The 22,820-nt window shown below is 47.2% G+C and carries 21 protein-coding genes and 1 riboswitch; of the genes, 16 read left to right on the plus strand and 5 right to left on the minus strand.

Features of this window, described 5'->3' with window-relative positions:
• Nucleotides 1–21 precede the first annotated feature (21 nt).
• From mutL to BG260_RS11315, 3 genes are all read right to left on the minus strand, one after another.
• Nucleotides 22–1,863 (minus strand): DNA mismatch repair endonuclease MutL, encoded by a 1,842-nt coding sequence (gene mutL / locus BG260_RS11305; RefSeq protein WP_245683961.1) that lies wholly within the window; start codon nt 1,861–1,863, stop codon nt 22–24.
• 31 nt (nt 1,864–1,894) lie between these two features.
• Nucleotides 1,895–2,110: a hypothetical protein gene (locus BG260_RS11310; protein ID WP_069132728.1), complete on the minus strand. Its 216-nt coding sequence runs from the start codon at nt 2,108–2,110 to the stop codon at nt 1,895–1,897.
• 129 nt (nt 2,111–2,239) lie between these two features.
• Entirely contained in the window at nt 2,240–2,755 is a 516-nt protein-coding gene (locus tag BG260_RS11315; protein WP_083750280.1) for an NlpC/P60 family protein, read from the minus strand.
• 72 nt (nt 2,756–2,827) lie between these two features.
• On the opposite strand from BG260_RS11315, the gene BG260_RS11320 reads away from it, so the two are divergent.
• The 9 genes from BG260_RS11320 to BG260_RS11360 all read left to right on the plus strand — a co-directional run bounded on the left by BG260_RS11320 (nt 2,828) and on the right by BG260_RS11360 (nt 12,876).
• A complete protein-coding gene (locus BG260_RS11320; RefSeq protein WP_069132730.1) occupies nt 2,828–3,559 on the plus strand; it encodes a pyridoxine 5'-phosphate synthase in 732 nt (243 codons plus the stop codon).
• Between the two features lie 87 nt (nt 3,560–3,646).
• A complete protein-coding gene (gene era, locus BG260_RS11325) occupies nt 3,647–4,528 on the plus strand; it encodes a GTPase Era (protein ID WP_069132732.1) in 882 nt (293 codons plus the stop codon).
• A 99-nt stretch (nt 4,529–4,627) separates the two neighbouring features.
• A complete protein-coding gene (locus BG260_RS11330) occupies nt 4,628–6,481 on the plus strand; it encodes a Xaa-Pro dipeptidyl-peptidase (RefSeq protein WP_069132734.1) in 1,854 nt (617 codons plus the stop codon).
• Nucleotides 6,482–6,748: 267 nt separating this feature from the next.
• Nucleotides 6,749–6,875: riboswitch (SAM riboswitch) on the plus strand.
• 120 nt (nt 6,876–6,995) lie between these two features.
• Nucleotides 6,996–7,475, plus strand: coding sequence for a CoA-binding protein (locus BG260_RS11335; RefSeq protein WP_218089762.1), 480 nt, complete (start codon nt 6,996–6,998; stop codon nt 7,473–7,475).
• Between the two features lie 54 nt (nt 7,476–7,529).
• Nucleotides 7,530–8,861 (plus strand): O-acetylhomoserine aminocarboxypropyltransferase/cysteine synthase family protein, encoded by a 1,332-nt coding sequence (locus BG260_RS11340; RefSeq protein WP_069132738.1) that lies wholly within the window; start codon nt 7,530–7,532, stop codon nt 8,859–8,861.
• A gap of 123 nt (nt 8,862–8,984) precedes the next feature.
• Nucleotides 8,985–10,070: a dimethylsulfone monooxygenase SfnG gene (gene sfnG, locus BG260_RS11345; protein WP_069132740.1), complete on the plus strand. Its 1,086-nt coding sequence runs from the start codon at nt 8,985–8,987 to the stop codon at nt 10,068–10,070.
• A gap of 58 nt (nt 10,071–10,128) precedes the next feature.
• Entirely contained in the window at nt 10,129–10,668 is a 540-nt protein-coding gene (locus BG260_RS11350) for an OsmC family protein (protein WP_083750282.1), read from the plus strand.
• Between the two features lie 87 nt (nt 10,669–10,755).
• Nucleotides 10,756–11,802: a homoserine O-acetyltransferase MetX gene (gene metX / locus BG260_RS11355; RefSeq protein ID WP_069132741.1), complete on the plus strand. Its 1,047-nt coding sequence runs from the start codon at nt 10,756–10,758 to the stop codon at nt 11,800–11,802.
• A gap of 3 nt (nt 11,803–11,805) precedes the next feature.
• Complete coding sequence (locus tag BG260_RS11360; RefSeq protein WP_069132744.1) at nt 11,806–12,876, plus strand: homoserine dehydrogenase family protein; 1,071 nt, start codon at nt 11,806–11,808, stop codon at nt 12,874–12,876.
• A 59-nt stretch (nt 12,877–12,935) separates the two neighbouring features.
• Here BG260_RS11360 and BG260_RS11365 read toward each other — a convergent pair whose 3' ends face one another.
• Entirely contained in the window at nt 12,936–13,445 is a 510-nt protein-coding gene (locus BG260_RS11365; protein WP_141691588.1) for a hypothetical protein, read from the minus strand.
• A 320-nt stretch (nt 13,446–13,765) separates the two neighbouring features.
• Complete coding sequence (locus tag BG260_RS11370; RefSeq protein WP_141691589.1) at nt 13,766–14,338, minus strand: hypothetical protein; 573 nt, start codon at nt 14,336–14,338, stop codon at nt 13,766–13,768.
• Between the two features lie 486 nt (nt 14,339–14,824).
• Between BG260_RS11370 and mraZ the strand changes: the two genes are divergently transcribed.
• Genes mraZ through murD form a run of 7 tightly spaced genes read left to right on the plus strand, consistent with a single transcriptional unit; the run spans nt 14,825 to nt 22,808 of the window.
• Entirely contained in the window at nt 14,825–15,292 is a 468-nt protein-coding gene (mraZ, locus tag BG260_RS11375; protein ID WP_069132750.1) for a division/cell wall cluster transcriptional repressor MraZ, read from the plus strand.
• Nucleotides 15,289–16,212 (plus strand): 16S rRNA (cytosine(1402)-N(4))-methyltransferase RsmH, encoded by a 924-nt coding sequence (rsmH, locus tag BG260_RS11380; protein ID WP_069132752.1) that lies wholly within the window; start codon nt 15,289–15,291, stop codon nt 16,210–16,212. The genes mraZ and rsmH overlap by 4 nt, the downstream gene beginning before the upstream one ends.
• Nucleotides 16,212–16,664, plus strand: coding sequence for a hypothetical protein (locus BG260_RS11385; RefSeq protein WP_069132754.1), 453 nt, complete (start codon nt 16,212–16,214; stop codon nt 16,662–16,664). The genes rsmH and BG260_RS11385 overlap by 1 nt, the downstream gene beginning before the upstream one ends.
• 8 nt (nt 16,665–16,672) lie before the next feature.
• Nucleotides 16,673–18,826, plus strand: coding sequence for a penicillin-binding protein (locus BG260_RS11390; protein ID WP_069132756.1), 2,154 nt, complete (start codon nt 16,673–16,675; stop codon nt 18,824–18,826).
• On the plus strand, nt 18,827–20,314 hold the full coding sequence (locus tag BG260_RS11395) for a UDP-N-acetylmuramoyl-L-alanyl-D-glutamate--2,6-diaminopimelate ligase (RefSeq protein WP_069132758.1): 1,488 nt from the start codon (nt 18,827–18,829) through the stop codon (nt 20,312–20,314). It abuts the gene before it with no gap.
• Nucleotides 20,314–21,450: a phospho-N-acetylmuramoyl-pentapeptide-transferase gene (gene mraY / locus BG260_RS11400; protein ID WP_069132760.1), complete on the plus strand. Its 1,137-nt coding sequence runs from the start codon at nt 20,314–20,316 to the stop codon at nt 21,448–21,450. The genes BG260_RS11395 and mraY overlap by 1 nt, the downstream gene beginning before the upstream one ends.
• The gene (gene murD, locus BG260_RS11405) at nt 21,447–22,808 is read left to right on the plus strand and encodes a UDP-N-acetylmuramoyl-L-alanine--D-glutamate ligase (RefSeq protein ID WP_069132762.1); all 1,362 of its coding nucleotides are present in this window, start codon (nt 21,447–21,449) and stop codon (nt 22,806–22,808) included. Before mraY ends, murD begins: the two co-directional genes overlap by 4 nt.
• The last annotated feature ends 12 nt before the right edge of the window (nt 22,809–22,820 follow it).

Consider the following 22,820-nt stretch of genomic DNA (forward strand, 5'->3'; position numbering starts at 1 on the left):
TAAAGTCGTCAGACGAGGGGATTACCGAAATCTTCGCATAATTTCATCCATCGACATGTAGATGAGTGTCGGCTTTTGCAGCGGATCCTGGTAGGGCTCTTCACACGCAAAAAGCTGATCAATCAGCATCTCCATCTCCTCCTGAGTGAGGCGTTTTCCTCGCGGAATTGCGGTACGCGATGCAAAAGCGATCGCTACTTTTTCTCTGGCTTCCAGCTTCAATTGCTTGTCCAGATCGCGATATTGATGAAGCATATCTCTCAGAACTTGCCGTTCATCCCCGATATCAATATCGGCCGGTACACCATTGATCATGGCTGTGTTTCCGCTGAGCAGATCAATACTAAATCCCATTCGCTGTATAATTGGCAATAACTCCTTCAATAAGGAAAACTCCGTGGCACTCAGCTCTATCGTTCGAGCAAACAGAAGCTGCTGAGTGAACGGCAATGATTCTTCGGTTGCACTCAAGGTATTTTCGTAAATAATTCGTTTGTGTGCCGCATGCTGATCAATTACCGTCAAACCGGTACGGGTTTGGGTGAGGATATAGCGGTTATGTAGCTGCCAGAATGTTTTATCCCGGCTGTTCTCATTCTGCTTTGTTCTCTCTGATTGATCATCAGCTTGATCGCTTTGTGCCGATGCGTCGCCGTAGAGCTGTTCTGCACTTTCATTGCCATCCAATCCGGCTCTCTCCCTAAAGTTGATCCTTGACGGGAACTGAACCGGTTCCGATTGACTGCTTCGATTCTGAAACTGACCGCCTGAAGAACCGCCCGGACTCACCTGATCAAAACTGAGGTCAAAATCGGAATTCATGAAGTCTGAATTACCAACATCCGGCACTACAAAGTGTTCATTAAGTGCCTTTTTTACGACCGATCGAGCCAGCTGAATAATACTTCGCTCATCATCAAATTTTACCTCCATCTTTGCAGGATGAACATTTACATCAACCTGACCGGGGTCTATCTCAAGAAATATTGCGTAAAACGGATACTCATTCTGCTTTGTCCACGCATCATACAAACTTAATATTACATAACTTAGATAGCGATGCTGGAATGGCCGACCGTTCACAAAAAGAAACTGTTCTCCCCGAGATTTTTTAGCCAATTTTGGATCTGCAAGTACACCACGAATTTTCACGTAGCTGGTCTCTTCACTGAACGGAATAAGACTGGCTCGATACTGCTTTCCAAAAATATCGGCCACCCGCTGCTCGAGCTCCTGTTTGGGCAGATGGTAAATTCTATCCCCATCGGCATGCAGTTCAAACTCAATCTCTGTGTTTGCCAGTGCAATATTCTGGAAGGTTCTGATTATGTGTTTCAGTTCCGTGGCATCCGTTTTTAAAAACTGACGGCGGGCAGGCACATTGTAAAACAAGTTTCGGATAGCTACAGATGTCCCGTCATCGGTGGCAACGGGTTCAAAACGTTTCTCCTCTCCTCCCCAGATTTCAAGCAGAATACCGGAATCATCTTCTACCCGTTTGGTTTTCATCTCAACCTGCGAGATGGATGCTATGGATGCCATCGCTTCACCTCGAAAACCCATAGTCCGAATTCGAAACAGATCATCTACCGACTGAATTTTTGATGTGGCATGGCGTTCAAAACAAAGCCTTGCATCTTCAGCCGACATTCCACAGCCGTTATCTATCACTTGAATGAGAGTTCGCCCGGCCTGCATAACGATCAGCTTTATTCGGTCGGCTCCGGCATCAACGGCGTTATCGAGAAGTTCTTTGGCTACGGAAGCGGGTCTTTGAATTACCTCACCCGCGGCAATTTTGTTGGAAAGCTCGGGGGGCATGGTTCGAATAATAGATTGCCCCGTTTCTCCGGTTTGATTCAACAGCTTATTCTTGAGTAGTTAGTTTTCTATTTCAGAGAATTGACATCAGGAAAATTACAGCGGCCAGCGCCACAGCATAAATCACAATGCGAAGATTCTGGCTCTTTTCGCGCCGTTGTCGGCTCAGGCTACGGGTTTTTATCTGAATCCGTTTTTTGCGTTTCTCTTCCTCTTCCGGATTGTAGTACCGAAGCGGAATTTCAAATTTTTTGGGCTTTACTCTGCGCCCCATCATGGGTCTGATCATAGGTATACTCCATTCTTTAGCCTGTTAACGATCAAAATCGCGCTGTCGTGTAAAGATACAATTTGAAGGGAGAAATGTGCAGTTTTTTCTTGTCTATCCCGATTTTTTCAATCTGGCATTTTCAGTCCATCAAAGGACTCTGCGGGTTCCTATATACCGCCCGGCCCAATACGGTTCAGCCAAATTAGAGATCATGACGCCGTTTGAGACCGAAGCGTGCAAAAAATTCCCCTCTTCCATTGCAATGCCAACATGCAGCACATTTCGACCGGTTCTGAAAAAAATCAGGTCACCGGGGCGAATGCTTTCCCGGCGTACTCCGGATCCGGTGCCCAGTTGCTCCCTCGTATTTCTTGGGAGATCTTCACCAAAAAAGTCGCGGTAAACAACTTGTGTAAATGCAGAGCAGTCAATTCCGTTGATGCCCGTTCCCCCTAATCTGTAGGGTGTCCCCTCCCACTCTCTGTGAGCACTGTGAAGTTGATTCACAACACGATCGAACGATGAAACAGAAGCTGTTATCGGCCTTGAAGCCGGGGGCTCTTCATCCGGTGCAGATGTAAGAGCACCGTCGCGGGGAACCACACCACAGGCGTTCAGCATCAGAAACAGGAGTAACAAAAGAGGCAATCGATTTGATGACATGTTGGCTTTCCGGTTCACAATTGGTAATGGGATGTTGTATCTTTGAGCAAAACGAAAGTAACATACAAAACCATGAAATTACTTGTAAATATCGATCATGTGGCAACACTTCGCAATGCCCGCGGTGAAGGTTATCCCGATCCGGTCGATGCTGCAACAGTTTGTGAAAATGCCGGAGCTGCGGGAATCGTTTTTCACCTGAGGGGTGATCGCCGCCACATTCGCGATGAGGATGTCTACCGATTAAAAAACTCCGTGAAAGGTCTGCTCGATTTCGAGATGGCTGCCACAGACGAGATGATTAAAATTTGCAAAGAGATCCAACCGGAACTCTGCACGCTTGTTCCCGAAGGCCGCGAAGAGCTCACGACCGAGGGCGGACTGAACATGAAAAAAGTATATGATGACTTTGAAAACCGGGTATTTCCGAAGTTTGAAGGAACCGGTATCAAGATGAGTCTCTTTCTGGATCCAAACCCGGAAGATATCAAACTGGCACACAAACTGGGTGCCGATGTCATTGAGCTTCATACCGGCGTTTATGCAAATGCCGTAACGGTCACCGAACGAGAAAAAGAGTTATCCCGACTGAAGAAAGGCGCTGAACTGATTCATGAACTTGGCATGACCGTGAACGCGGGACATGGATTAAACCTCAATAATTTGGGTGAATTGATCCGGGAAGTCCCCTATTTGCAGGATATCAGTATTGGCCACGCGCTCATCTCAAAATCTGTTTTCTGGGGATTGGATCGCACGGTGAAAGAGTATCTGAAAATCATGGATGAAGCCAATGAGAAATAACTTCAATGTAACTGCAGTATAAATTTTTCAACACCCCCAATTCCCTCTCAAGAGGGGACTTTTTTTACAATTACTAAATAGATTAATTTGACTGATCAACCACATAAGTCGGGCTATGTAGCCATCATCGGAAAACCAAATGCCGGAAAATCGACCTTGATGAACCGGATTTTGGGCACAAAAATCTCCATCACCACTCACAAACCACAAACCACCAGGCACCAGGTTGTGGGAATATTTTCAGATGATGATACACAGATCATATTTCTGGACACTCCGGGAGTTATTTCTCCAAAATATGAACTCCAGCGGGCGATGATGAACACGGTAGAACGAGCCCGAGCCGATGCCGATGTAATCCTTTTTCTGTTTGATCCGACCGATCGGTTTCCTACCGATGAGGTGATCGAGCTTCTAAAAACCATCAACAAGCCGATTTTTCTGGTTGTGAACAAAATGGATCAAGCCGACAAAAAACGAGCCGAAGGGAAAGTCCGTGAACTTGAAGAGAAACTGCGGTTCAAGGAAATTCACTACGTTTCTGCACTGCAGGGTGAAGGCGTGGATGAGTTATTACAAGCTGTTCGAACCTACCTGGTTCCCGGCCCTCCCTACTATCCGAAAGAGGATTTAAGTGAACATCCGGTACGATTTTTTGTATCTGAACTGATCCGTGAGCAGCTATTCCTGCAATTTGATGAAGAGATACCCTACTCCTGCACCATCGATGTGGTAAATTACGATGCAGACACAGATATAGACCGAATCAGCGCCGATATCATCGTAAACCGAAAATCACAGAAAGGAATTTTGATTGGAAAAAAAGGTGCGGCCATCAAAGAGCTGGGAATAAAATCAAGAGAAGCGATCGAAGGATTTATCGGTAAAAAAGTATTTCTGGACCTGCACGTGAAAGTGCGTGAAAAGTGGCGCGAAAAAGAGAACTGGGTACGAAATTTTGGGTATTGATCGTTTACCGACTGTTTATCATCTTCCCAGAGATTTACAACCCGTTACAATCTTTTGATCTACATTTCAGACAAACCTCAACCCAAGATTTTACCTTCCATGAAAAAATTGGCTGCCGCACTGTTTCATTTTTATTTTTTCATTGTATTCGTCACATCATCGTCAATCGCTCAATCGTCCTCAATCACCGTTCCTGTAATTGAAGACGGCCAGGCACAGGTGATAGAAGCATTTAACAATCCGGAAGAGTGGATCCGCCATGATCTATGGGTTGAAACCGATTTTGATACCGACGGTGATGGAAAACCGGACCGAATGTATGTATCGGTAACACGACCTGCCCAAACCGAAAACGGTGACCTTCAACTTCCTGTAATCTATGAAACCAGTCCCTATTACGCCGGCACGGCACGCCCGCCATACGATTTCTTCTGGGATGTAAAACAGGAACTGGGCGAGGAGCCACCTACTCGAAAACCGGGACCGGATGTGCAGCGACGCGGAGAACGCCCGATCATATCCAACTCGCATATCGCTACCTGGGTTCCAAGAGGCTTTATCGTCGTTCACTCAACATCACCCGGAACAGGATTGTCGGACGGATCCCCTTCTGTTGGCGGTGAAAATGAAGCCCTGGCACCAAAAGCAGTGATTGATTGGTTAAACGGACGCGCAAACGGATACTCTACACGCGATGGAGATGAGATCGTTGAGGCGTACTGGACCAATGGAAATGTAGGTATGACCGGCACCTCCTACAACGGATTTTTACCATTTGCTGCCGCAACAACCGGTGTAGATGGTTTGAAGGCGATAATTCCTGTTGCTCCTGTGACTTCGTTTTATATGTACTACCGATCTAACGGATTGGTACGTTCGCCGGGCGGTTACCTTGGTGAAGACGTTGATGTACTTTATGATTTTGTGCACAGCGGTGACGAATCGAAACGGGAGTATAACAACCGCACCATGCGGGATGGAATTATGGCAGAGGGCTTGGACCGCAAAACCGGCGACTACAACGATTTCTGGGAAGAGCGCGACTACCTGAAACAAATGGATGGCTACAAAGCCGCTACGCTTTTTGCACACGCCTTTAATGACTGGAACGTTATGCCTGAGCACACCTATCATGCGTATGAAAAACTGAAAGAGATGGGTGTACCATCGATGGTGTACTATCACCAGGGCGGGCACGGCGGAGAACCTCCGCATGAACTGATGAACCAGTGGTTTACACGGTATCTTTTTGGGGTTGAAAACGGAGTTGAAGATCTGCCCCGCTCGTGGATTGTCCGGGAACGCGATGAGCGTGACGAACCCACTCCGTATGATGACTTCCCTCACCCCGCAGCCTCTGACGTTACCTTCTATCTGTCGCCCGGAGCCCCTGAACGCGGTGGTCTGACGCTGAGCAGGCCTGCCAAACAGGGCACCGAAACGCTGACCGACAACTTTTCCTTTACCGGTTCATCACTGGCCCGGGCTGAGTGGACCGGTCACCGGCTGATCTACCTGACGCCCGAACTTGCCGATTCGGTGCACATCTCGGGAGCTGCATCGGTATCGATAACCCTGGCCAGCAGCAAGCCGGCTGCCAACCTCACGGTCTGGATGGTCTCCCTGCCGTGGAATGACGGGCGGAACTCTCAAATTACCGACAATATCATCACCAAAGGGTGGGCGAGTCCACAGAATCACAGCTCCATCCACCAGAGTGAACCGCTCGAACCCGGAACGTTTTACACCGTTGAGTTTGACCTTCAGCCTAACGATCAGATCATTCCCGCCGGGCAGCAGATCGGACTGATGATCTTTTCAAGCGATAAAGAGTATACCCTTTGGCCGCAACCGGGTACGGAGTTAACGGTCGACCTCGGACGCACCACGCTGACGCTTCCGGTTCTCTATGGTGAGGAGGCATTTTCAGGGATTGACTGGAACGGCAACTGACCCGCTGAACGGTGAAGCGGAAACCGGATTTCACAAAATTGAAAAATAAATTTGCATTTTCTTTGCAGACAGCAATATCTTAAAGCCAATGAAAAATTCTACCCGACATAGCGGCATTTTTGCAATCTGTACCATGTGTATGTGTATGCATAGCTACATATCGTACAGAGGGTAACTTTTCATGAAATAATTTATTTGATGGCCCTCTGGAAACAGCAGGGCCTTTTTTGTTCAGTTTAACTGAACATCGTTCTTTATCAAAACTGAGTCTTATCAAGAAAGGTGGAGGGACAGGCCCTGTGAAACCTTAGCAACCGCCCCGGTTTATCCGGGGGCCAGGTGCTAAATCCTGCCCGTCACGGTTTGAATGAACCGCGACAGGGAAAGATAAGAAGTCTGGCTCCCCTGTAGTTCACAGGTTCTGTATAAAGCCTCTTCTGAAAATCTTTCCCGCAGGATTTTCGGAAGAGGCTTTTTTTGTTTGAATCCAATTTAATTCCAAACTGCAGGACCCTTGAAAAGCACATTTAACAACTGGTATGAAACAAAGATGCGGGCAACTCCGGAGTTGTCGGATGAGACCGACCGGATTGAGCAGCACCTCGACCGGATCCGGACTGTCGCGATCGTCGGGCTTTCACGCAACCGGCACAAAGACAGCCATTTTGTGGGCCGGTACCTTCAAAAGGCCGGATATACCATCTACCCCGTCAACCCCGGGGCCGACGAGATACTGGGCGTCAAAGCTTACCCCGACCTGAAATCAATTCCCGAAGCGGTGGATGCAGTCGACATTTTTGTGAAACCCGAGTCGGTACCCGCAGTTGTTGAGGCATCCATCGCCATCCGCCCAAATATTATCTGGCTTCAGCTGGGCACCGGGAATCACCCGGATCAAAAAGCGATCGCTGAGCAAAATGGGATCACCCTGGTGCAAAACCGGTGCATGAAAGTGGATCACCAGTTCCTGATTCGCGACCGGGACAACGTCTGATATCCAAAACCATTTTAAAAAAACATAACACCAACTGAATAAACATTTAGAACCATGAGCACGAACGGACAAGATAAAACCTATCATTTCGAAACCCTGCAGCTTCACGCCGGACAGGAACCTGACCCTGTAACCGGCTCCAGGGCCGTACCGATCTATCAGACCAGCTCGTATCAGTTCAATGATACCGAACACGCAGCCACCCTTTTTGCACTGAAAGATTTCGGCAACATCTACACGCGGATCATGAACCCGACCACCGATGTTTTTGAAAAACGGATTGCTGCCCTTGAAGGGGGTGCAGCCGCCGTGGCCACAGCGTCGGGCCAGGCCGCACAGTTTCTGGCAATCACCACACTGGCCCAAGCGGGAGACAACATCGTCTCCACACCCAACCTCTACGGCGGGACATACAACCAGTTCAAGGTGACCCTTCCCCGGCTGGGAATCCATGTAAATTTTGTAGGCGGAGATGACGCCCCTGAAGATTTTGAGGCCGCCATCGATGACAATACCAAGGCAATCTATGTGGAGAGCATCGGAAATCCACGGGGCAATGTGCCTGACTTTGACGGCATCGCAGCCGTTGCCAGGAAGCATGGCGTGGCACTAATTGTCGACAACACCTTCGGAGCTGCGGGAGCCATTGCGCGTCCCATAGACCATGGTGCCAATGTGGTGGTACAGTCAGCAACGAAGTGGATTGGCGGACACGGCACCAGCATTGGCGGTGTGATCGTTGATGCCGGAAACTTTGACTGGGGCAACGGACGCTACCCTCTGTTCACCGACCCTGCTCCCGGCTACCACGGGCTGAACTTCTGGGAGGTCTTCGGTGAAGGCGGACCCTTCGGCAATATCGCATTCGCCATTCGTGCACGCGTGGAAGGACTGCGCGATGTCGGACCCGCAATCTCACCCTTCAACAGCTTCCTGTTGCTGCAAGGCCTTGAAACTCTCTCATTGCGCGCCGAACGGCACGCGGAAAACGCACAGAAACTGGCCGAATGGCTGAAAGAGCAGAGTGCGGTTTCCTGGGTGAACTATACCGGCCTTCCCGATCATCCGCACCACGAGAACGGAAAAAAATATCTCCGCGAGGGACGATTCGGTGCCGTTCTCACTTTTGGTGTCAAGGGAGGATATGAGCCCGCCCGTGAATTTATCGAGGGCGTGGAACTGGCCAGCCACCTGGCCAATGTGGGCGATGCCAAAACACTGGTGATTCATCCGTCATCCACAACGCACCAGCAGCTCTCTGATGAAGAGCAGGCTTCGAGCGGCGTCAAGGAGGACCTGATCCGGGTATCTGTCGGTATCGAGCATATCGACGACATCATCGCCGATTTTGAACAGGCATTCAGCAAAATTAAAGTAACTGCATAGCACGATACTGCAGCATAACAAAAAAACCCGGCTCCGAAAATCGGAACCGGGTTCAAAACCATAACGCCGGAAGGCACTTTTTAGCGGAAGACCAACCGGCATCATGACAAACCAAATATACAAATGAGTCACGTAAAATTCGCATACTGGGTTCCCAATGTCAGCGGCGGGCTTGTGGTTTCAACGTTGCCGCAACAGACCGACTGGACATTTGAGGCCAACAAACGATACGCACAAACAGCAGAACAGAACGGCTTTGATTACGCACTGCTTCAAACCCGCTTTATTGCCAGCTATGGCGCCGACAAACAGCTTGAAGCAGCTGCACTGGGATCGGCACTGGCTGCCGTTACCGATAAAATCAACCTGATTTCAGCGGTTCATCCGGGTTTATGGCATCCGGCCGTCTACGCCAAAATACTCTCTACAATAGACCGGGTAAGCGGCGGACGCGCAGCCGTAAATGTGGTCAGCGGATGGTTCAAGGGCGAGTTCACCTCCTTTGGCGAACCCTGGCTGGAACATGATGAGCGCTACAGGCGATCGGAAGAGTTTATTAAAGTTCTGCGACAGCTCTGGAGTGAGGAGAAAGCCAATTTCAGAGGCGACTTCTACCAAATCAGTGATGCCCCCCATAAACCCAAACCGGTTCGCGAAGAGGGTATTCCCATCTTCCAGGGCGGCAACTCCAAGGCAGCCCGGCAGATGGCTGCCAAAGTCTCCGATTGGTATTTCATGAACGGCAATACCAACCAGGGAATACGGGATCAGATCGATGATGTAAAACAGCTCGCTCAAAAAGAGGGCCGGGAAGTCAAGTTTGCACTCAACGGTTTTGTGATTGTACGCGATACCGAAGAGGAGGCAATCGCACAGCTGGAACAGATCATCACCCATGCCAACGATGACGCCGTTGAAGGGTTTCGAAAAGCCGTTCAGCAAGCCGGTGCCTCATCAAAAGAGGGCGAAGGAATGTGGGCCAACTCTTCCTTCGAAGACCTGGTGCAGTACAACGACGGATTTAAAACCGGGTTGATCGGCACCCCTGAACAGGTGGCCGACCGAATCATCGAATTGAAAGAGCTGGGGGTAGACCTGGTGCTAACCGCATTTCTCAATTACGATACGGAACTCGAGGAGTTTGGAAAAAAAGTGATCCCGCTGGTCAGGGAAAAGGAACAGGAACGCCAAAAGGGAGCCGCGGCCTGACACCTGCCGAAAACTGAATACTCACTCTGCTTAAAAACATTTAAAAACGAAAGAACCCATGAGTACAACAATCAAAACCACCCCCAAGCACGATCCGGAACTGGAAAAATCACTTTTAAACCTGATTGAAGGGATTCGGAGCGACCCCAAACAGGCCGGTGCAACCTTTAAGGCTCGTTCAGAGCTTACCGAGGGATTCCTGGCCGATATCAATGTCCGGGATTTCACGTTCCACTCTGATGAACCCAAAGACCTGGGCGGCACCGACAAGGGGCCCAACCCGGTTGAATATGTACTCGGCGCCTTTGCCGCGTGCCAGGAAATTGTCATCAAAGCGTACGCCACCGTACTGGGCATCCGGGTATCGTCGGTACGTGTCGATGTACAGGGCAAACTCGATCTGCACGGATTCCTGAACCTCTCTGACGAGCGGCCGGGCTTTACCGGAGTCACCTACCAGACCGTGATTGAAACGGATGAAACGGATGAAAAAAAGCTGAAACAGCTTGAAGAGTTCTCGGTTAACAGATGCCCGGTGCTCGACATCGTTCGCGATCCGGTGCCCGTTGAAGGCTCCATTCAATTTCAACAACCCTAATTAGATATCTGCAAGCCTCTTCCGGCATAAAGCCGGGAGGGGCCTGCCATCAACCAGAACCCTGAAACCAAACAGAAGGATGCAAACATGAATCAAGGAATTACGCAAACCCGCTTGGAGGATCATTTTATCACTGAATCGGGTGCCCGGCTGGAGTCGCCCGAAGTTGCCTACAAGACGTGGGGAACGCTCAATGGCGGCCGCGACAATGTGGTTCTGATCTGTCATGCTTTGACCGGCCATGCGGCTGCCGATGAGTGGTTTCCCGGCATCTTTGGCAAGGGCAACATCTGCGATCCCGATCAGCATTTCATCATCTGCATCAATGTTCCCGGAAGCTGCTACGGATCGGTGGGCCCGCAGTCGGTCAATCCGCAAACCGGCCGGCCCTATCGCAACGACTTCCCCGAACTGACTATCAGGGATATGGTGCGATTTCAGCAGCAGTTTCTGGATCAGCTGGGTATCAACGGAATTGAACTGGTCATCGGCGGTTCCATGGGCGGCATGCAGGCGCTGGAGTTTATTATCATGGATCGCCGTTCTCGTTCAGCTGTACTGATCGCCATGGGGAAAGCTCATACCCCTTGGGCGATCGGTATCAGCCATGCTCAGAGAACTGCCATCACCAACGATCCCGGCTGGAAAGATGGGAACTACGAACTGAATGAGGGTCCGTTTCGTGGTGTAGCTGCTGCCCGAATGATGGCAATGATCACCTATCGGGCACCGGAGGATTACAACCGAAAATTCGGACGAAAGCTTCAAAATGAAGATGGTCAATTTCAGATTGAGTCCTACCTGAACCACCAGGGTGAAAAGCTGGCCAAACGGATGGATGCTCATACCTACATTACGCTGACAAAAGCAATGGATTCACACGATATCTCCCGTGGCCGCAGTGACTTTGAACAGGTTCTGGACCGGGTAGAAATTCCGGTTCAGGTCATAGGTATCCGTTCAGACCACCTCTACCCCATTGCTGAACAGAAAGAGCTTGCGGACCTGCTCCCCAATGGGCGATATGCTGAGATCGATTCACCTGCAGGCCACGATGGATTCCTGATTGAATTTGATCAACTCAATGAAATCATCATCCCATTTGTAAAACATAAAGAACTTCAATTTATCTGAACCATGTCACATTTACACGCCATTAAAAAATCATCTGCTCCATTCATCAAACCCAAACCCGTGAAAAAAGTCTTTATTGCCGGAGTCGGTGCTGTAGGGTGCACACTCATTCAGCAGCTGGAAAATCACCCATCATTAAATGTCTTGGGATATTGTAATTCACGTCACGTTCAATGGCTTGATGGGGAGAAGGTGCATTACCAGCATAAAGACTTGCAAAAAGCTCCCGCAAAGAACTGGGATGAAATCATCAAAAAACTTACAACCTATAAACGGGGAAGCGTTATTTTTGTAGATGCAACAGGAAGTCCTGAAGTCTCTACACTGTACCCTTCACTGTTTGAACATGGTATTCATATTGTAACACCGAGTAAACTGGCCAACACTCAGAGCCAGGAAACTTTTGACAAACTTCACAGGATTGCCTTGGAAAATGAAGCCGAATTCTATTTTGAAACAAATGTAGGTGCCGGGCTTCCTGTTATCAGTACGGTCAAGAACTTAATTGCATCGGGTGATGAAATCCTTGAAATCAGCGGAGTGGTGTCCGGTACGATGACTTATCTCTTCTCTGAGCTGGAAAAAGGAGCCTCATTCAGCGAAACGGTCAATAAAGCCCGAACTCTCGGTTACGCAGAACCCGATCCCCGGGATGATCTATCCGGAGAAGATGTAGTACGCAAGTTCCTGATTTTAGCCAGAGTTTGTGGTATTAAGATAGAACGGGATGAGGTGGCAGTTGATTCGCTTATTCCTGAACATCTTCAAAACGTGGAGCCGGGTCAATTTCTGGAGGGGCTGAAGGATTCAGACAAGGATTGGGAAAAAAGAATTGCTGAAGAATCTCAAAAGGGAAAAGTATTGCGCTACACAGGTAAACTGACAGGTAGGAAAATCAGTGTAGGCATTGAGGCTGTACCTAAACTCTCTGCATTGGGCAGTTTAACCGGAACCACAAATCTCATTACTCTTCGCACCAAACGATACAACGATCAACCTTTAACCATACAGGGTCCCGGGGCAGGAAAAGAGGTTACCGCTGCCGGCGTTTTGGCAGATCTCCTGAAAATATAGATCTAAAAAAACCTCCTGATCTTTTTCATCAGGAGGTTTTTTAGATGTCAACGGCTAAACTATTTCACACTTCCCACTACAATGGCTGGAATACTAGCAATTTTCATTTCCGGATTGCTCTTTTCCGGCACTGCAAATAGGATGATTGCCAAAGGTGAACCTTTGCTGTTCCGCATTTGGCTTAATGCACGTCTCCCAATGTCAACAGCCATTCGCTCCAAATTTAAAAATGCATCTCCGGGGATGAATGCGTCTCCGGGAATGAATGCATCGCCCGGAATGAATGCGTCTCCGGGGATAAAAGCATCCCCAGGAATGTACCTATCCAAGTCTCCGGCCAGTTGCCGTCCATTCATCATTCTGCTCAGTGATACAGGGCGTTCAGATAAGATCAACTGATGACTTGCCTTACCAATGATTCCATTTTCCCCCACTATGAACGATAACATTTGTCCGCCGGAGTTATCCAGTTCTTGAGTTGACTTTACACTCAGTCTTCCATTTTCAACAATCCAGCGTGCAAGTTCTTCCGGGGCAACCCCTTTCTCTCTACTGTCAGATACTAACATGCTATAGCTCCTCTCATTCAATTCCATCCTAAAAACAGACTCTCCTGAAGTTTGAGCTAATAAATTCGAATTAAAAATTACTGTAAATAATAAGATCCCCGATATTGATAAGATAACTTTTCTCATTGATGTACTCTTTAAATTAAAATTTAGGCCATTTGAATTAATCGAACCACAATTTGACCTTTAACTCTATATGCGTAAAGGATTTGGATTAGCTGTCAAATGCACTTTAAGACTGACCGATGGTTTTTCTGTCTGTAATTTTTCATAAAAAAACCTCCCCGGTATAATGTGAGGAGGTTCTCTTGATGAACTTGTTATTTCATGCTCCCAAAAAATGTTACGGGTTTGCTTTGAACGGGATTTGATCTATCGATCTTTTCGGGTAGCAGCATAAAAACTATAGATAATTCTGAATTCGATTGCCGGAGTGATCTGTTTGCTACATCGACCGCCATTCGTTCGGCTTCTTGAGTTGAGGTGACAAAGTGATCACCGGGGAAAAAGTGATCTCCCGGAAAAAAATTGTCACCGGGAAAAAAGTGATCACCCGGAAAAGCCAACTTTACAGCTCTTGATAGTTCGGACGGATGAACAGCGCTGCCCATCTGGGTACGCTCACCGTTTAACCGGAGAGGCAAACTATTTTTTTCAGCAATTCCACTCCTGCCAACAATGTAAACCATAAGATGTACTCTCTCGTCTGCAGGCTCACTTTTCACACCTTCAAAATTTTTAAAAATAGTTCCATTATCGGCAACCCATTTCGTTATCTCCTCTGCAGAAACTCCTCTCTCCCCGCTCATAGAAACTAATGTTTTGTAGGCTGACTCATTGAAATTTAACAGGTAAGATTTTTTACCATCCTGAGCATCAGCTTCGTTATTCATTATAATTATCAGGAATAGTACTAAAGATAAAAAGTGTATGATCTTTCTCATTATATATAGGTGAAGTTTGAATTTCGATCAACAGCAATTGAATTCAACTATCGATCATTACTTCAATAAGCGCCAAGTAACTATAAAAAGTGTCACCGCTCTCAAAATTCTTTTGGCATAGGCACAAATCATAACATTCCATACCTCTACCACTCCCTCCCACTTCTTCCCCACAGAAAAACACCTACACAATAAACCGCCAAATCAATCAATTGAGGGCGATTTACAAACTGTTTGCGTGATACTTAAAAAATTTTCATTTGCCAAAGACTTTTTTCTTGACAAGTACAGAGCCTATGAGGTACATTGTGGGGAGAAGTGGGAGATAGTGGGGAATAAATTAGCAATCGTTCCCGTACCCGGTTTTATCCGGCTATCAACAAGTTTTAGCAATCCAGGTTCCTGAAGTAAAGGGGATCAAAATAGAGAATACCCGTGCCAAGTTTTAAAGGGGAATATGAACACAGTGTAGACAACAAAGGCCGTGTTGCTTTTCCGGCTAAGTTGCGTAAGAACCTCGCTCCGGAGGCACAGGAGAAGTTTACCCTTTTGAGAGGCCTGGAACCCTGCTTATACCTCTACCCACAGGATGAGTGGGAACGTGTTGAAGACAAACTCTCCCAAATAAACAGTTTCTCCCGCCAGGGACGTACTGTAAAACGAAACTTCCTTCGATTCGCCGAAGATCTGGCTCTGGACAAGCAAAATCGCATCTCTCTTCCATCCCACTTAATGGACTGGTCCGGAATTCAGGAAAGCGCCATTTTTATTGGCAGCGGTGAAAGAATTGAAATATGGTCACCTGAGAAACTTGATGAAGTCGACTCCGAACTCAGCTTTGAGTCATACCAGGAGCTTTTTGAAAAGGTTATGGGTGGTCAGCACAACGGAGGGGAATTATGACCGATTTTATCGAACATATTCCCGTGTTACTCCAAGAATCTGTTGAATATCTGATTACAGATTCAAACGGTATATATATAGATGCCACACTTGGTGGCGCCGGACACAGCCAGAAAATTCTTCAGCAGTTAGGCCCGAAAGGACATCTGTATGGGATAGATCAGGACCATGAAGCCCTTCGAGCCGCAACCGATCGAGTCGGAAACGACACCAGGTTCACTGCTTTGGAAGGAAATTTTGGTTACCTCCCGACATTGGTTCCTCAGGAATATCATGGAAACATTTCCGGAATCCTGTTTGATTTCGGTGTATCAACACATCAAATAAAAGAGCCGGAACGCGGTTTCAGTTTTCAGCACGAAGGTCCGCTGGATATGCGCATGAGCTCTATGAGTGGTGTTTCAGCCAATCAGGTTGTGAATGAGTACGACTACAAAAAACTGCGCGATGTGATTTTTCACTATGGAGAAGAGCGGTTAAGCCGGCAAATTGCTAAAGAGATTATCAATCGGCGTCCACTCGAAACCACATCCGACCTCCGTGAAGCAGTGGAGAGTGTTGTAAAAGGTCAGCACACCATTAAATCTGTTGCCAGAGTTTTTCAAGGCATCAGAATTGAGGTTAACCGGGAAATGGACGTTTTGAAATTGGCACTCAAGGAGTCGCTTGAGCTTCTTAAAACCGGTGGGCGAATTGTCGCCATCTCCTACCACTCTCTTGAAGACCGTTTGGTGAAAAACTTTTTTAAGAGTGGAAATTTTGAAGGTAAGATCGAAAAAGATTTTTACGGGAACCCGATCACCCCAATTGAACAGGTGAACAAGCAGATTATCACCCCCACAAAAGAGGAAATTGAACGAAACCCTGCATCAAGAAGTGCAAAGATGCGTGTTGCTGAAAAATTAGAGGAGGTGAAGTGATGTACATTCAAACTCCCATCAAAGATAAACTGGATTCCAAATCTCAACCCCGTGGTATATCATACGGCAAACCGGCCGGATGGAAGACAAAAAACGGTTTAGGCAGCAACGGATTTAATGAAAGTTCGGGAACCTATGGTACCCGAAAAAAAGAGCCTAATCAAAAAAAGAAGACATCCCTTCCGGCTTTTACCCCCTGGAAGGTTATTCTCGTAAGCTTTGTGATAGGAGTTTGCGGGATTCTCTATATCGGTCATGTTTTCAGTACACAACAGGCGTTGCAGGAAGTGCGGCAGCTGGAAATTGAATTCAACAAAGCACAGCGCCACTACAATGCAACACGCCTGGAGTATGACCGCCTGGTTGGCCCAAAGGAGATCTATCAGCGTGCTCGTCAGCAAGGATTCATTAATGCCGGACCGGCAGATCAAATCATTCACCTAAAACCTTAAAAACGATAATGAACGTAAGATCGGCTATTATGGGACGTATGTTTTTGCTGCTGGGACTTCTGTTCCTGCTGCCTGCGGCCATTCTTATGCAGATTTTTCGCGTCAATTTACTGGAAGGTGACGGATTGAAGGAGCTCTGGAGTCAGCAGGCCATTGATACAATTCCCATTTCTGCCCAGCGCGGCAATATTTTTGATGCAAATGGCTCACTGCTTGCAACAAACAGTATAAACTATAAAGTTGCTGTAGATCCGCTTGCTCCTACCACAACCCGCGACCAACTCAATAATGTAGCTCAGGTTTTAAGCAGACACACCGGACGATCTGCTTCGTACTATCAAAATGTAATCCGAAACGCCTCAAACCGATCACGTTATATTGTACTGGAGAGAAGTATACCGGTCTCGGCATACGACGACCTGAAAGAACTCGGTTACAGAACTCTCATACTTGAAGAGGAGTACCGTCGGAATTATAATTTCGGTTCTCTTTCGGCGCATACGCTTGGGTTTGTAAATCACAATATAGATGGAATGTCAGGCCTGGAAAGCAGCTACAATTCGCTTTTGAAAGGCACCAACGGATTACAGCAGGTTCGAAAAGACAGGAGCAATAGAATTTTTGCCTATGTCGGTGCCCCGCAAAAGCAACCGGAACAGGGGTTAAATCTCCACACCACCATCGATGCTTACATTCAGGCAATTACTGAAGAGGAGCTGGAAGCCGGCATCAAACGCCACATGGCAAAATATGGCACCGCTATTGTGATGGATCCGAAAACAGGTGCCATTAAAGCATTGGCGAACTACCCGACTTTTAATCCGAATGCTCCATCCTCCATCGACAGTGAAAACCGGCGAAATTACGCTGTTTCTGACATGATTGAACCCGGCTCTACCTTTAAACTAGTGACAGCCATTGCCGCTGTAGAGCAGGGTGTAGTCGATTTTGATGAAATTTTTGAAACACCGGAAAACGGTCGAAAAATGATTCACGGTCAGATGATGCGTGATCACGATCCACTTGGTTCTCTTGATTTTAAAGGCGTTATTGCCAAGTCTTCCAATATTGCCACATCCGAAATTGCTCTGCGGCTGAAACCCGAAACGCTCTACCAATACGCCCGGAATATGGGGTTTGGAACGCTAACCAACATCGACCTGCCAAGTGAAATGCCCGGAAGACTCCAAAAACCATTTGAATGGAGTCGTGTAACGCAGCCCTGGATGTCTATCGGTTATGAAGTACAGGCCACTCCTATCCAGATGGTTCAGGCATACGGTGCTTTCGCCAATGGCGGTAAAATGATGCGCCCTTACGTGGTTGATAGAATTACGGATGAGTTTGGAAATGTAATTCGTCAAAACCGCCCGAACCTTGTTCGAAGAATAGCCAAACCTTCCACAATTGAAAAGCTGCTGCCCATTTTTGAAGAGGTGGTCAGTGACTCCGGAACTGCAGAATGGGCTGAAGTTGAAGGGCTTAGAATTGCCGGAAAAACAGGGACCGCTCAAAAACTTATTGATGGCAGATACCAGGCGGCATACCGGGCATCATTTGCCGGGTTCTTTCCGGCCGATGATCCGCAATACGTGCTATTTGTATTGTTGGATGAGCCCAGAACAAGTATCTATGGCGGATTTACGGCAGGCTCCATCTTTAAAGAAATTGCAACACGCATTGCCGGGCTCGACAACGACATTCACCGAAGCCTGATTGAAGGAAATTATGCAACAGTTCCATCAGACAGCCTCATTACTCCTAAGGTTGAAGGCCTTAGACGGGAGTATGCCAAACTTATTCTAAATAATAAAAATCTTAGGGCAAGCTATTCAGGATCGGGCGATTACGTCATGGAACAGTTTCCACCTGCGGGCGAAAAAATTGCCGGAAACACTTCCCTGAATATAAAGTTGGGAACCATGGAAACGGACTCCATTCCCGACGGTTTTGCACAAATTCCTGATTTGCTAAATATGAATATGAGGCAGGCAACCACCCTGCTGCTATCCAGAGGATTGGATATTGAGATGATCGGTTCAGGAACAATTTATACACAGTTTCCGAGAGCCGGTGATTTGATGAGAAAAGGACGAACAGTTACCGTTCGCGGAAAAGCCCGACCGATGCAACAGGCAACCACAGTAGCTGCCAATAACTAAATGACATTTAAAGAGCTCATATCATTCTGTAAACCGATCTCTATTCAGGGAGATGATCCCGGAACTATGGGCAAACTGCGTCTCGACTCGAGAAAAGTTGAAAAAGGTGACCTCTTTATCGCCATCAAAGGAACTCAAACGGATGGCCATAGATATATTGGGCAGGCCGTGAAACAGGGTGCTTCTGTCATCATTTCAGAAGAGAAGGTATCTCAACTTAACTCAGAGGCGATTTTACAGGTTAAGAGCACCCGCGATCTGTTATCCCCTCTTGCACAGAAATTTGCCGGGGATCCCGCCAAAGAGTTAACCATTATTGGTATTACCGGCACAAATGGAAAAACAACGGTTGCAACGCTTGTCTGGCAACTTTTAAAAGAATTGAATCAGAATCCGGCTCTGTTGGGAACGGTTCATAAAGTGATTGGTGATCGTGTGTATGACAGCCGGCTTACTACCGCAGATCCAACCGAATTGGCAACCGACATGCGCCAGATGGTGGATGAAGGGTGCAACTTTCTGGTGATGGAGGTTTCATCACATGCTCTGCATCAAAAACGCGTGGCCGGTATAGATTTTGAAGTAGCCGCATTTACAAATCTCAGCCTCGACCATCTGGACTATCACAAATCGATGGATGAGTATGCTGATGCCAAGAAAATTCTATTTGATGAGCTTCCAAAATCGAGCTGGGCGATCATCAACGGTGATGATCCGTATGCACAGCACATGGTTGCCGATACAAAAGCAAAAGTGATTGAGTTTTCTTTCAAAGGGCTCGGACAGGTTCAGGCCAGCATAATTAAAATGACGGCCGAACAGACTGTACTCTCCGTAAACGGCACCAAATTTTTCTCTCCGCTGGTTGGAAAATTTAATGCATACAATGTTGTTCAAGCCCTTCTGATCGGCACCTCATTGGGATATGACGGAAAACTTGTTGCCGATCAGCTTCCGTCGTGCCGTGGCGCAGAGGGACGACTCGAAAAAGTAAATCCAAATTATCTATCTGCCAATGAACCCCTGGTATTTGTGGATTATGCTCATACTCCGGATGCACTGGAGAATGTTGCCTCTACCCTTTCAGAGCTTAAAACCAAAGGACAGAAATTACTCATTGTATTTGGCTGTGGTGGCGATCGTGATACATCTAAACGGCCTAAAATGGCAGAAATCGCCGAAACGTACGGGGATAAAATCCTTGTAACCTCTGATAATCCGCGAACTGAAGATCCGCTGAAAATAATCAAGGATATTGAATCCGGTTTCAGTAAAAGTCTCACTTATCAATCTATCCCCTCACGCAGGGAAGCAATTGAAACCGCTGTGTTAAATCACGGATCCGATACAATCATTTTGATTGCCGGTAAGGGGCATGAAACCTACCAGGAGATCAACGGTATCCGTGATCACTTTGATGACCGAGAGGAAGCCAGAAGGGCTCTCATTTCCAGAAAGAAGAATGCAAACCGCCTGGAGGTGAACTGATGTTATACGCACTGCTTGAATGGCTCAACCAGAACTACTCTCCGCCCGGCTTTGGAGCTTTTAACTTCATTACCACACGTACAGCTCTCGCTGCCGTCACCTCTCTGATTATTAGCCTGATTATCGGTAAAAAAATCATCTACTGGCTGAAAAAACTTCAGTTGAAAGAGGTTATTCGGGATGATATCGGATTAGACACACATCTGAGTAAAGCCAACACCCCAACCATGGGAGGTGTCATCATTATTCTGGCCACATTGATTCCCGCCCTGCTCTGGATGGATATGCAAAGTGTGTACACCTGGATGATTATCCTGGTGATGTTCATTCTCGGAATTGTCGGATTTATTGACGACTACATTAAAACGGTTAAAAAAGACAAATCCGGGCTGCACGGCTGGTTTAAAGTGGGCGGGCAGGTATTTGTAGGACTTCTGCTAGGGGCCATGCTCTATTTTTGGCCCGCTTTTGATGAGTTTAATACGCTCTCTACGGTTCCTTTTCTAAAAGATGTGAATATCGACTACGCATTCTTTGGTGAGGAGTACGGCTGGTTGATTTACATCCCTCTTGTGGTATTTATCATAACAGCGGTTAGCAACGCTGCAAATTTAACAGATGGACTGGATGGATTGCTATCCGGCACATCTGCCATTGCAGGGGTTATACTTGGAATTTTTGCCTACGTCTCGGGCCGAACTGACTTTTCCGGTTTTCTGGACATCATGTATCTGCCCGGATCGGGAGAGCTTACAATTTTTGCAGCTTCACTTGTTGGAGGATGCCTCGGATTTTTATGGTATAACACCCATCCCGCTTCCGTTTTTATGGGCGACACGGGTTCACTTGCCATTGGCGGTGCATTGGGTGCACTCGCCCTGATGATTCATAAAGAGCTTCTGCTGCCAATTATATGTGGAATTTTTATGGTGGAAACTCTCTCTGTAATCATTCAAACAACCTATTTCAAATACACAAAACGAAAGTATGGTGAAGGTCGGCGTGTCTTTTTGATGACTCCGATCCACCATCACTACGAAAAGAAAGGGTGGTCGGAACCCAAAATAGTTGTTCGGTTCTGGATTATTGCCATCCTGCTGGGAATTTTGAGTCTGTTAACCCTCAAACTGCGATGATAGATCTGAAGGATCAACATATCACGATTGCAGGTGCTGCCCGAAGCGGAGTGGCTGCGGCTACTCTTCTGAAGAGAAAAGGCGCCATACCCTTTCTATCCGATGCGGGTTCAGTTCAGCCTCATTTTGCAGATAAGCTTCGTGCAGAATCGATTGAGTTTGAGGAGAACAGCCACTCAGAAAGAGCTCTGAGCGGTGATTTTCTTGTGTTGAGCCCCGGTGTTCCAACTCAATCCCCCATTGCACAGCACTATCTTATGAACGGAAAACCTGTCATATCAGAAATTGAGCTGGCAAGCTGGTTTAACCGATCCCCTATTGTGGCTGTTACAGGAAGTAACGGTAAAACAACGGTCGTAAACTGGATGCACCATATGTGGAAAACCGCAGAAAAAGAGTGCATAGTGGCAGGAAACATCGGGTATGCATTCTCTGAGCTGGTTGAAAAGACCGCACCGGAGAAAGATGTATTACTGGAGGTGAGCAGTTTTCAGCTCGATCACATCAACCGTTTTCATCCGTCGGTAGCGGTGATTTTAAACATCACCCCCGATCATTTAGATCGCTATAACAGCAGTTTTAAGGATTATGCAGCTTCCAAGTTCAGAATCGCAGAAAATCAAACTGAGAAGGATTGGTTCATCTACAACTATGATGATTCCACTGTTTCCGGTTTTGCAAAAAAGCTATCCGAACGGGCCAATGCCCCTCAACTGATGGCTTTTTCTACAGAATCAGAAACACCGCAAGGTGCTTTTGTACGAAATGGAAAACTGATTTTTCGACTCGATAACAAAGAGGAGACTCTTATGGACATTGATGATATCGCGCTTCCCGGAAAACACAACCTGAGCAACGGAATGGCTACGGCCCTGGCAGCTCGCGCGTCCGAAATTCGAAATGAACACATTCGCGAGAGCCTGCGAAGTTTTGAGGGCGTTGAACACCGGCTGGAGTATGTAAGAACTTTCAACGGTGTGAAATATATCAACGACAGCAAGGCGACCAACATTAACGCGGTGTGGTTTGCACTGGACAGCTTCAATGTCCCGCTTGTACTGATTTTAGGCGGTCGCGATAAAGGTAATGACTACCGTGAACTGGAGTCTCAGCTCCGCAAAAAAGTTCATACAATTATTGCCATTGGCGAGGCAAAAAACGCCATTAAAGCGCAGATTGGTGATGTTGTGCCAACCTTTGCTGAAGCGGACTCGATGAAAGAAGCCGTAAAGAAAGCTGCGTCGGTTGCCAAGCGGGGTGAAGTCGTTCTACTAAGCCCGGCCTGCGCTTCTTTCGATATGTTTGACAACTACGAACACAGAGGTAAAATCTATAAACAAGCAGTATTAGAACTGTAAACAGAACTGAAT

This window comes from Rhodohalobacter halophilus (genome assembly GCF_001715195.1).
GTDB lineage: Bacteria > Bacteroidota > Rhodothermia > Balneolales > Balneolaceae > Rhodohalobacter > Rhodohalobacter halophilus.

Excerpts from the sequence above, each read along its gene's own strand:
- BG260_RS11310 (WP_069132728.1), bottom strand. The coding sequence starts at position 2,110 with ATGATCAGACCCATGATGGGGCGCAGAGTAAAGCCCAAAAAATTTGAA.
- BG260_RS11315 (WP_083750280.1), bottom strand. The coding sequence starts at position 2,755 with ATGTCATCAAATCGATTGCCTCTTTTGTTACTCCTGTTTCTGATGCTG.
- BG260_RS11320 (WP_069132730.1), top strand. The coding sequence starts at position 2,828 with ATGAAATTACTTGTAAATATCGATCATGTGGCAACACTTCGCAATGCC.
- BG260_RS11330 (WP_069132734.1), top strand. The coding sequence starts at position 4,628 with ATGAAAAAATTGGCTGCCGCACTGTTTCATTTTTATTTTTTCATTGTA.
- BG260_RS11340 (WP_069132738.1), top strand. The coding sequence starts at position 7,530 with ATGAGCACGAACGGACAAGATAAAACCTATCATTTCGAAACCCTGCAG.
- sfnG (WP_069132740.1), top strand. The coding sequence starts at position 8,985 with ATGAGTCACGTAAAATTCGCATACTGGGTTCCCAATGTCAGCGGCGGG.
- BG260_RS11350 (WP_083750282.1), top strand. The coding sequence starts at position 10,129 with ATGAGTACAACAATCAAAACCACCCCCAAGCACGATCCGGAACTGGAA.
- metX (WP_069132741.1), top strand. The coding sequence starts at position 10,756 with ATGAATCAAGGAATTACGCAAACCCGCTTGGAGGATCATTTTATCACT.
- BG260_RS11360 (WP_069132744.1), top strand. The coding sequence starts at position 11,806 with ATGTCACATTTACACGCCATTAAAAAATCATCTGCTCCATTCATCAAA.
- BG260_RS11365 (WP_141691588.1), bottom strand. The coding sequence starts at position 13,445 with ATGTTAGTATCTGACAGTAGAGAGAAAGGGGTTGCCCCGGAAGAACTT.
- BG260_RS11370 (WP_141691589.1), bottom strand. The coding sequence starts at position 14,338 with ATGAATAACGAAGCTGATGCTCAGGATGGTAAAAAATCTTACCTGTTA.
- rsmH (WP_069132752.1), top strand. The coding sequence starts at position 15,289 with ATGACCGATTTTATCGAACATATTCCCGTGTTACTCCAAGAATCTGTT.
- BG260_RS11385 (WP_069132754.1), top strand. The coding sequence starts at position 16,212 with ATGTACATTCAAACTCCCATCAAAGATAAACTGGATTCCAAATCTCAA.
- BG260_RS11390 (WP_069132756.1), top strand. The coding sequence starts at position 16,673 with ATGAACGTAAGATCGGCTATTATGGGACGTATGTTTTTGCTGCTGGGA.
- BG260_RS11395 (WP_069132758.1), top strand. The coding sequence starts at position 18,827 with ATGACATTTAAAGAGCTCATATCATTCTGTAAACCGATCTCTATTCAG.
- mraY (WP_069132760.1), top strand. The coding sequence starts at position 20,314 with ATGTTATACGCACTGCTTGAATGGCTCAACCAGAACTACTCTCCGCCC.
- murD (WP_069132762.1), top strand. The coding sequence starts at position 21,447 with ATGATAGATCTGAAGGATCAACATATCACGATTGCAGGTGCTGCCCGA.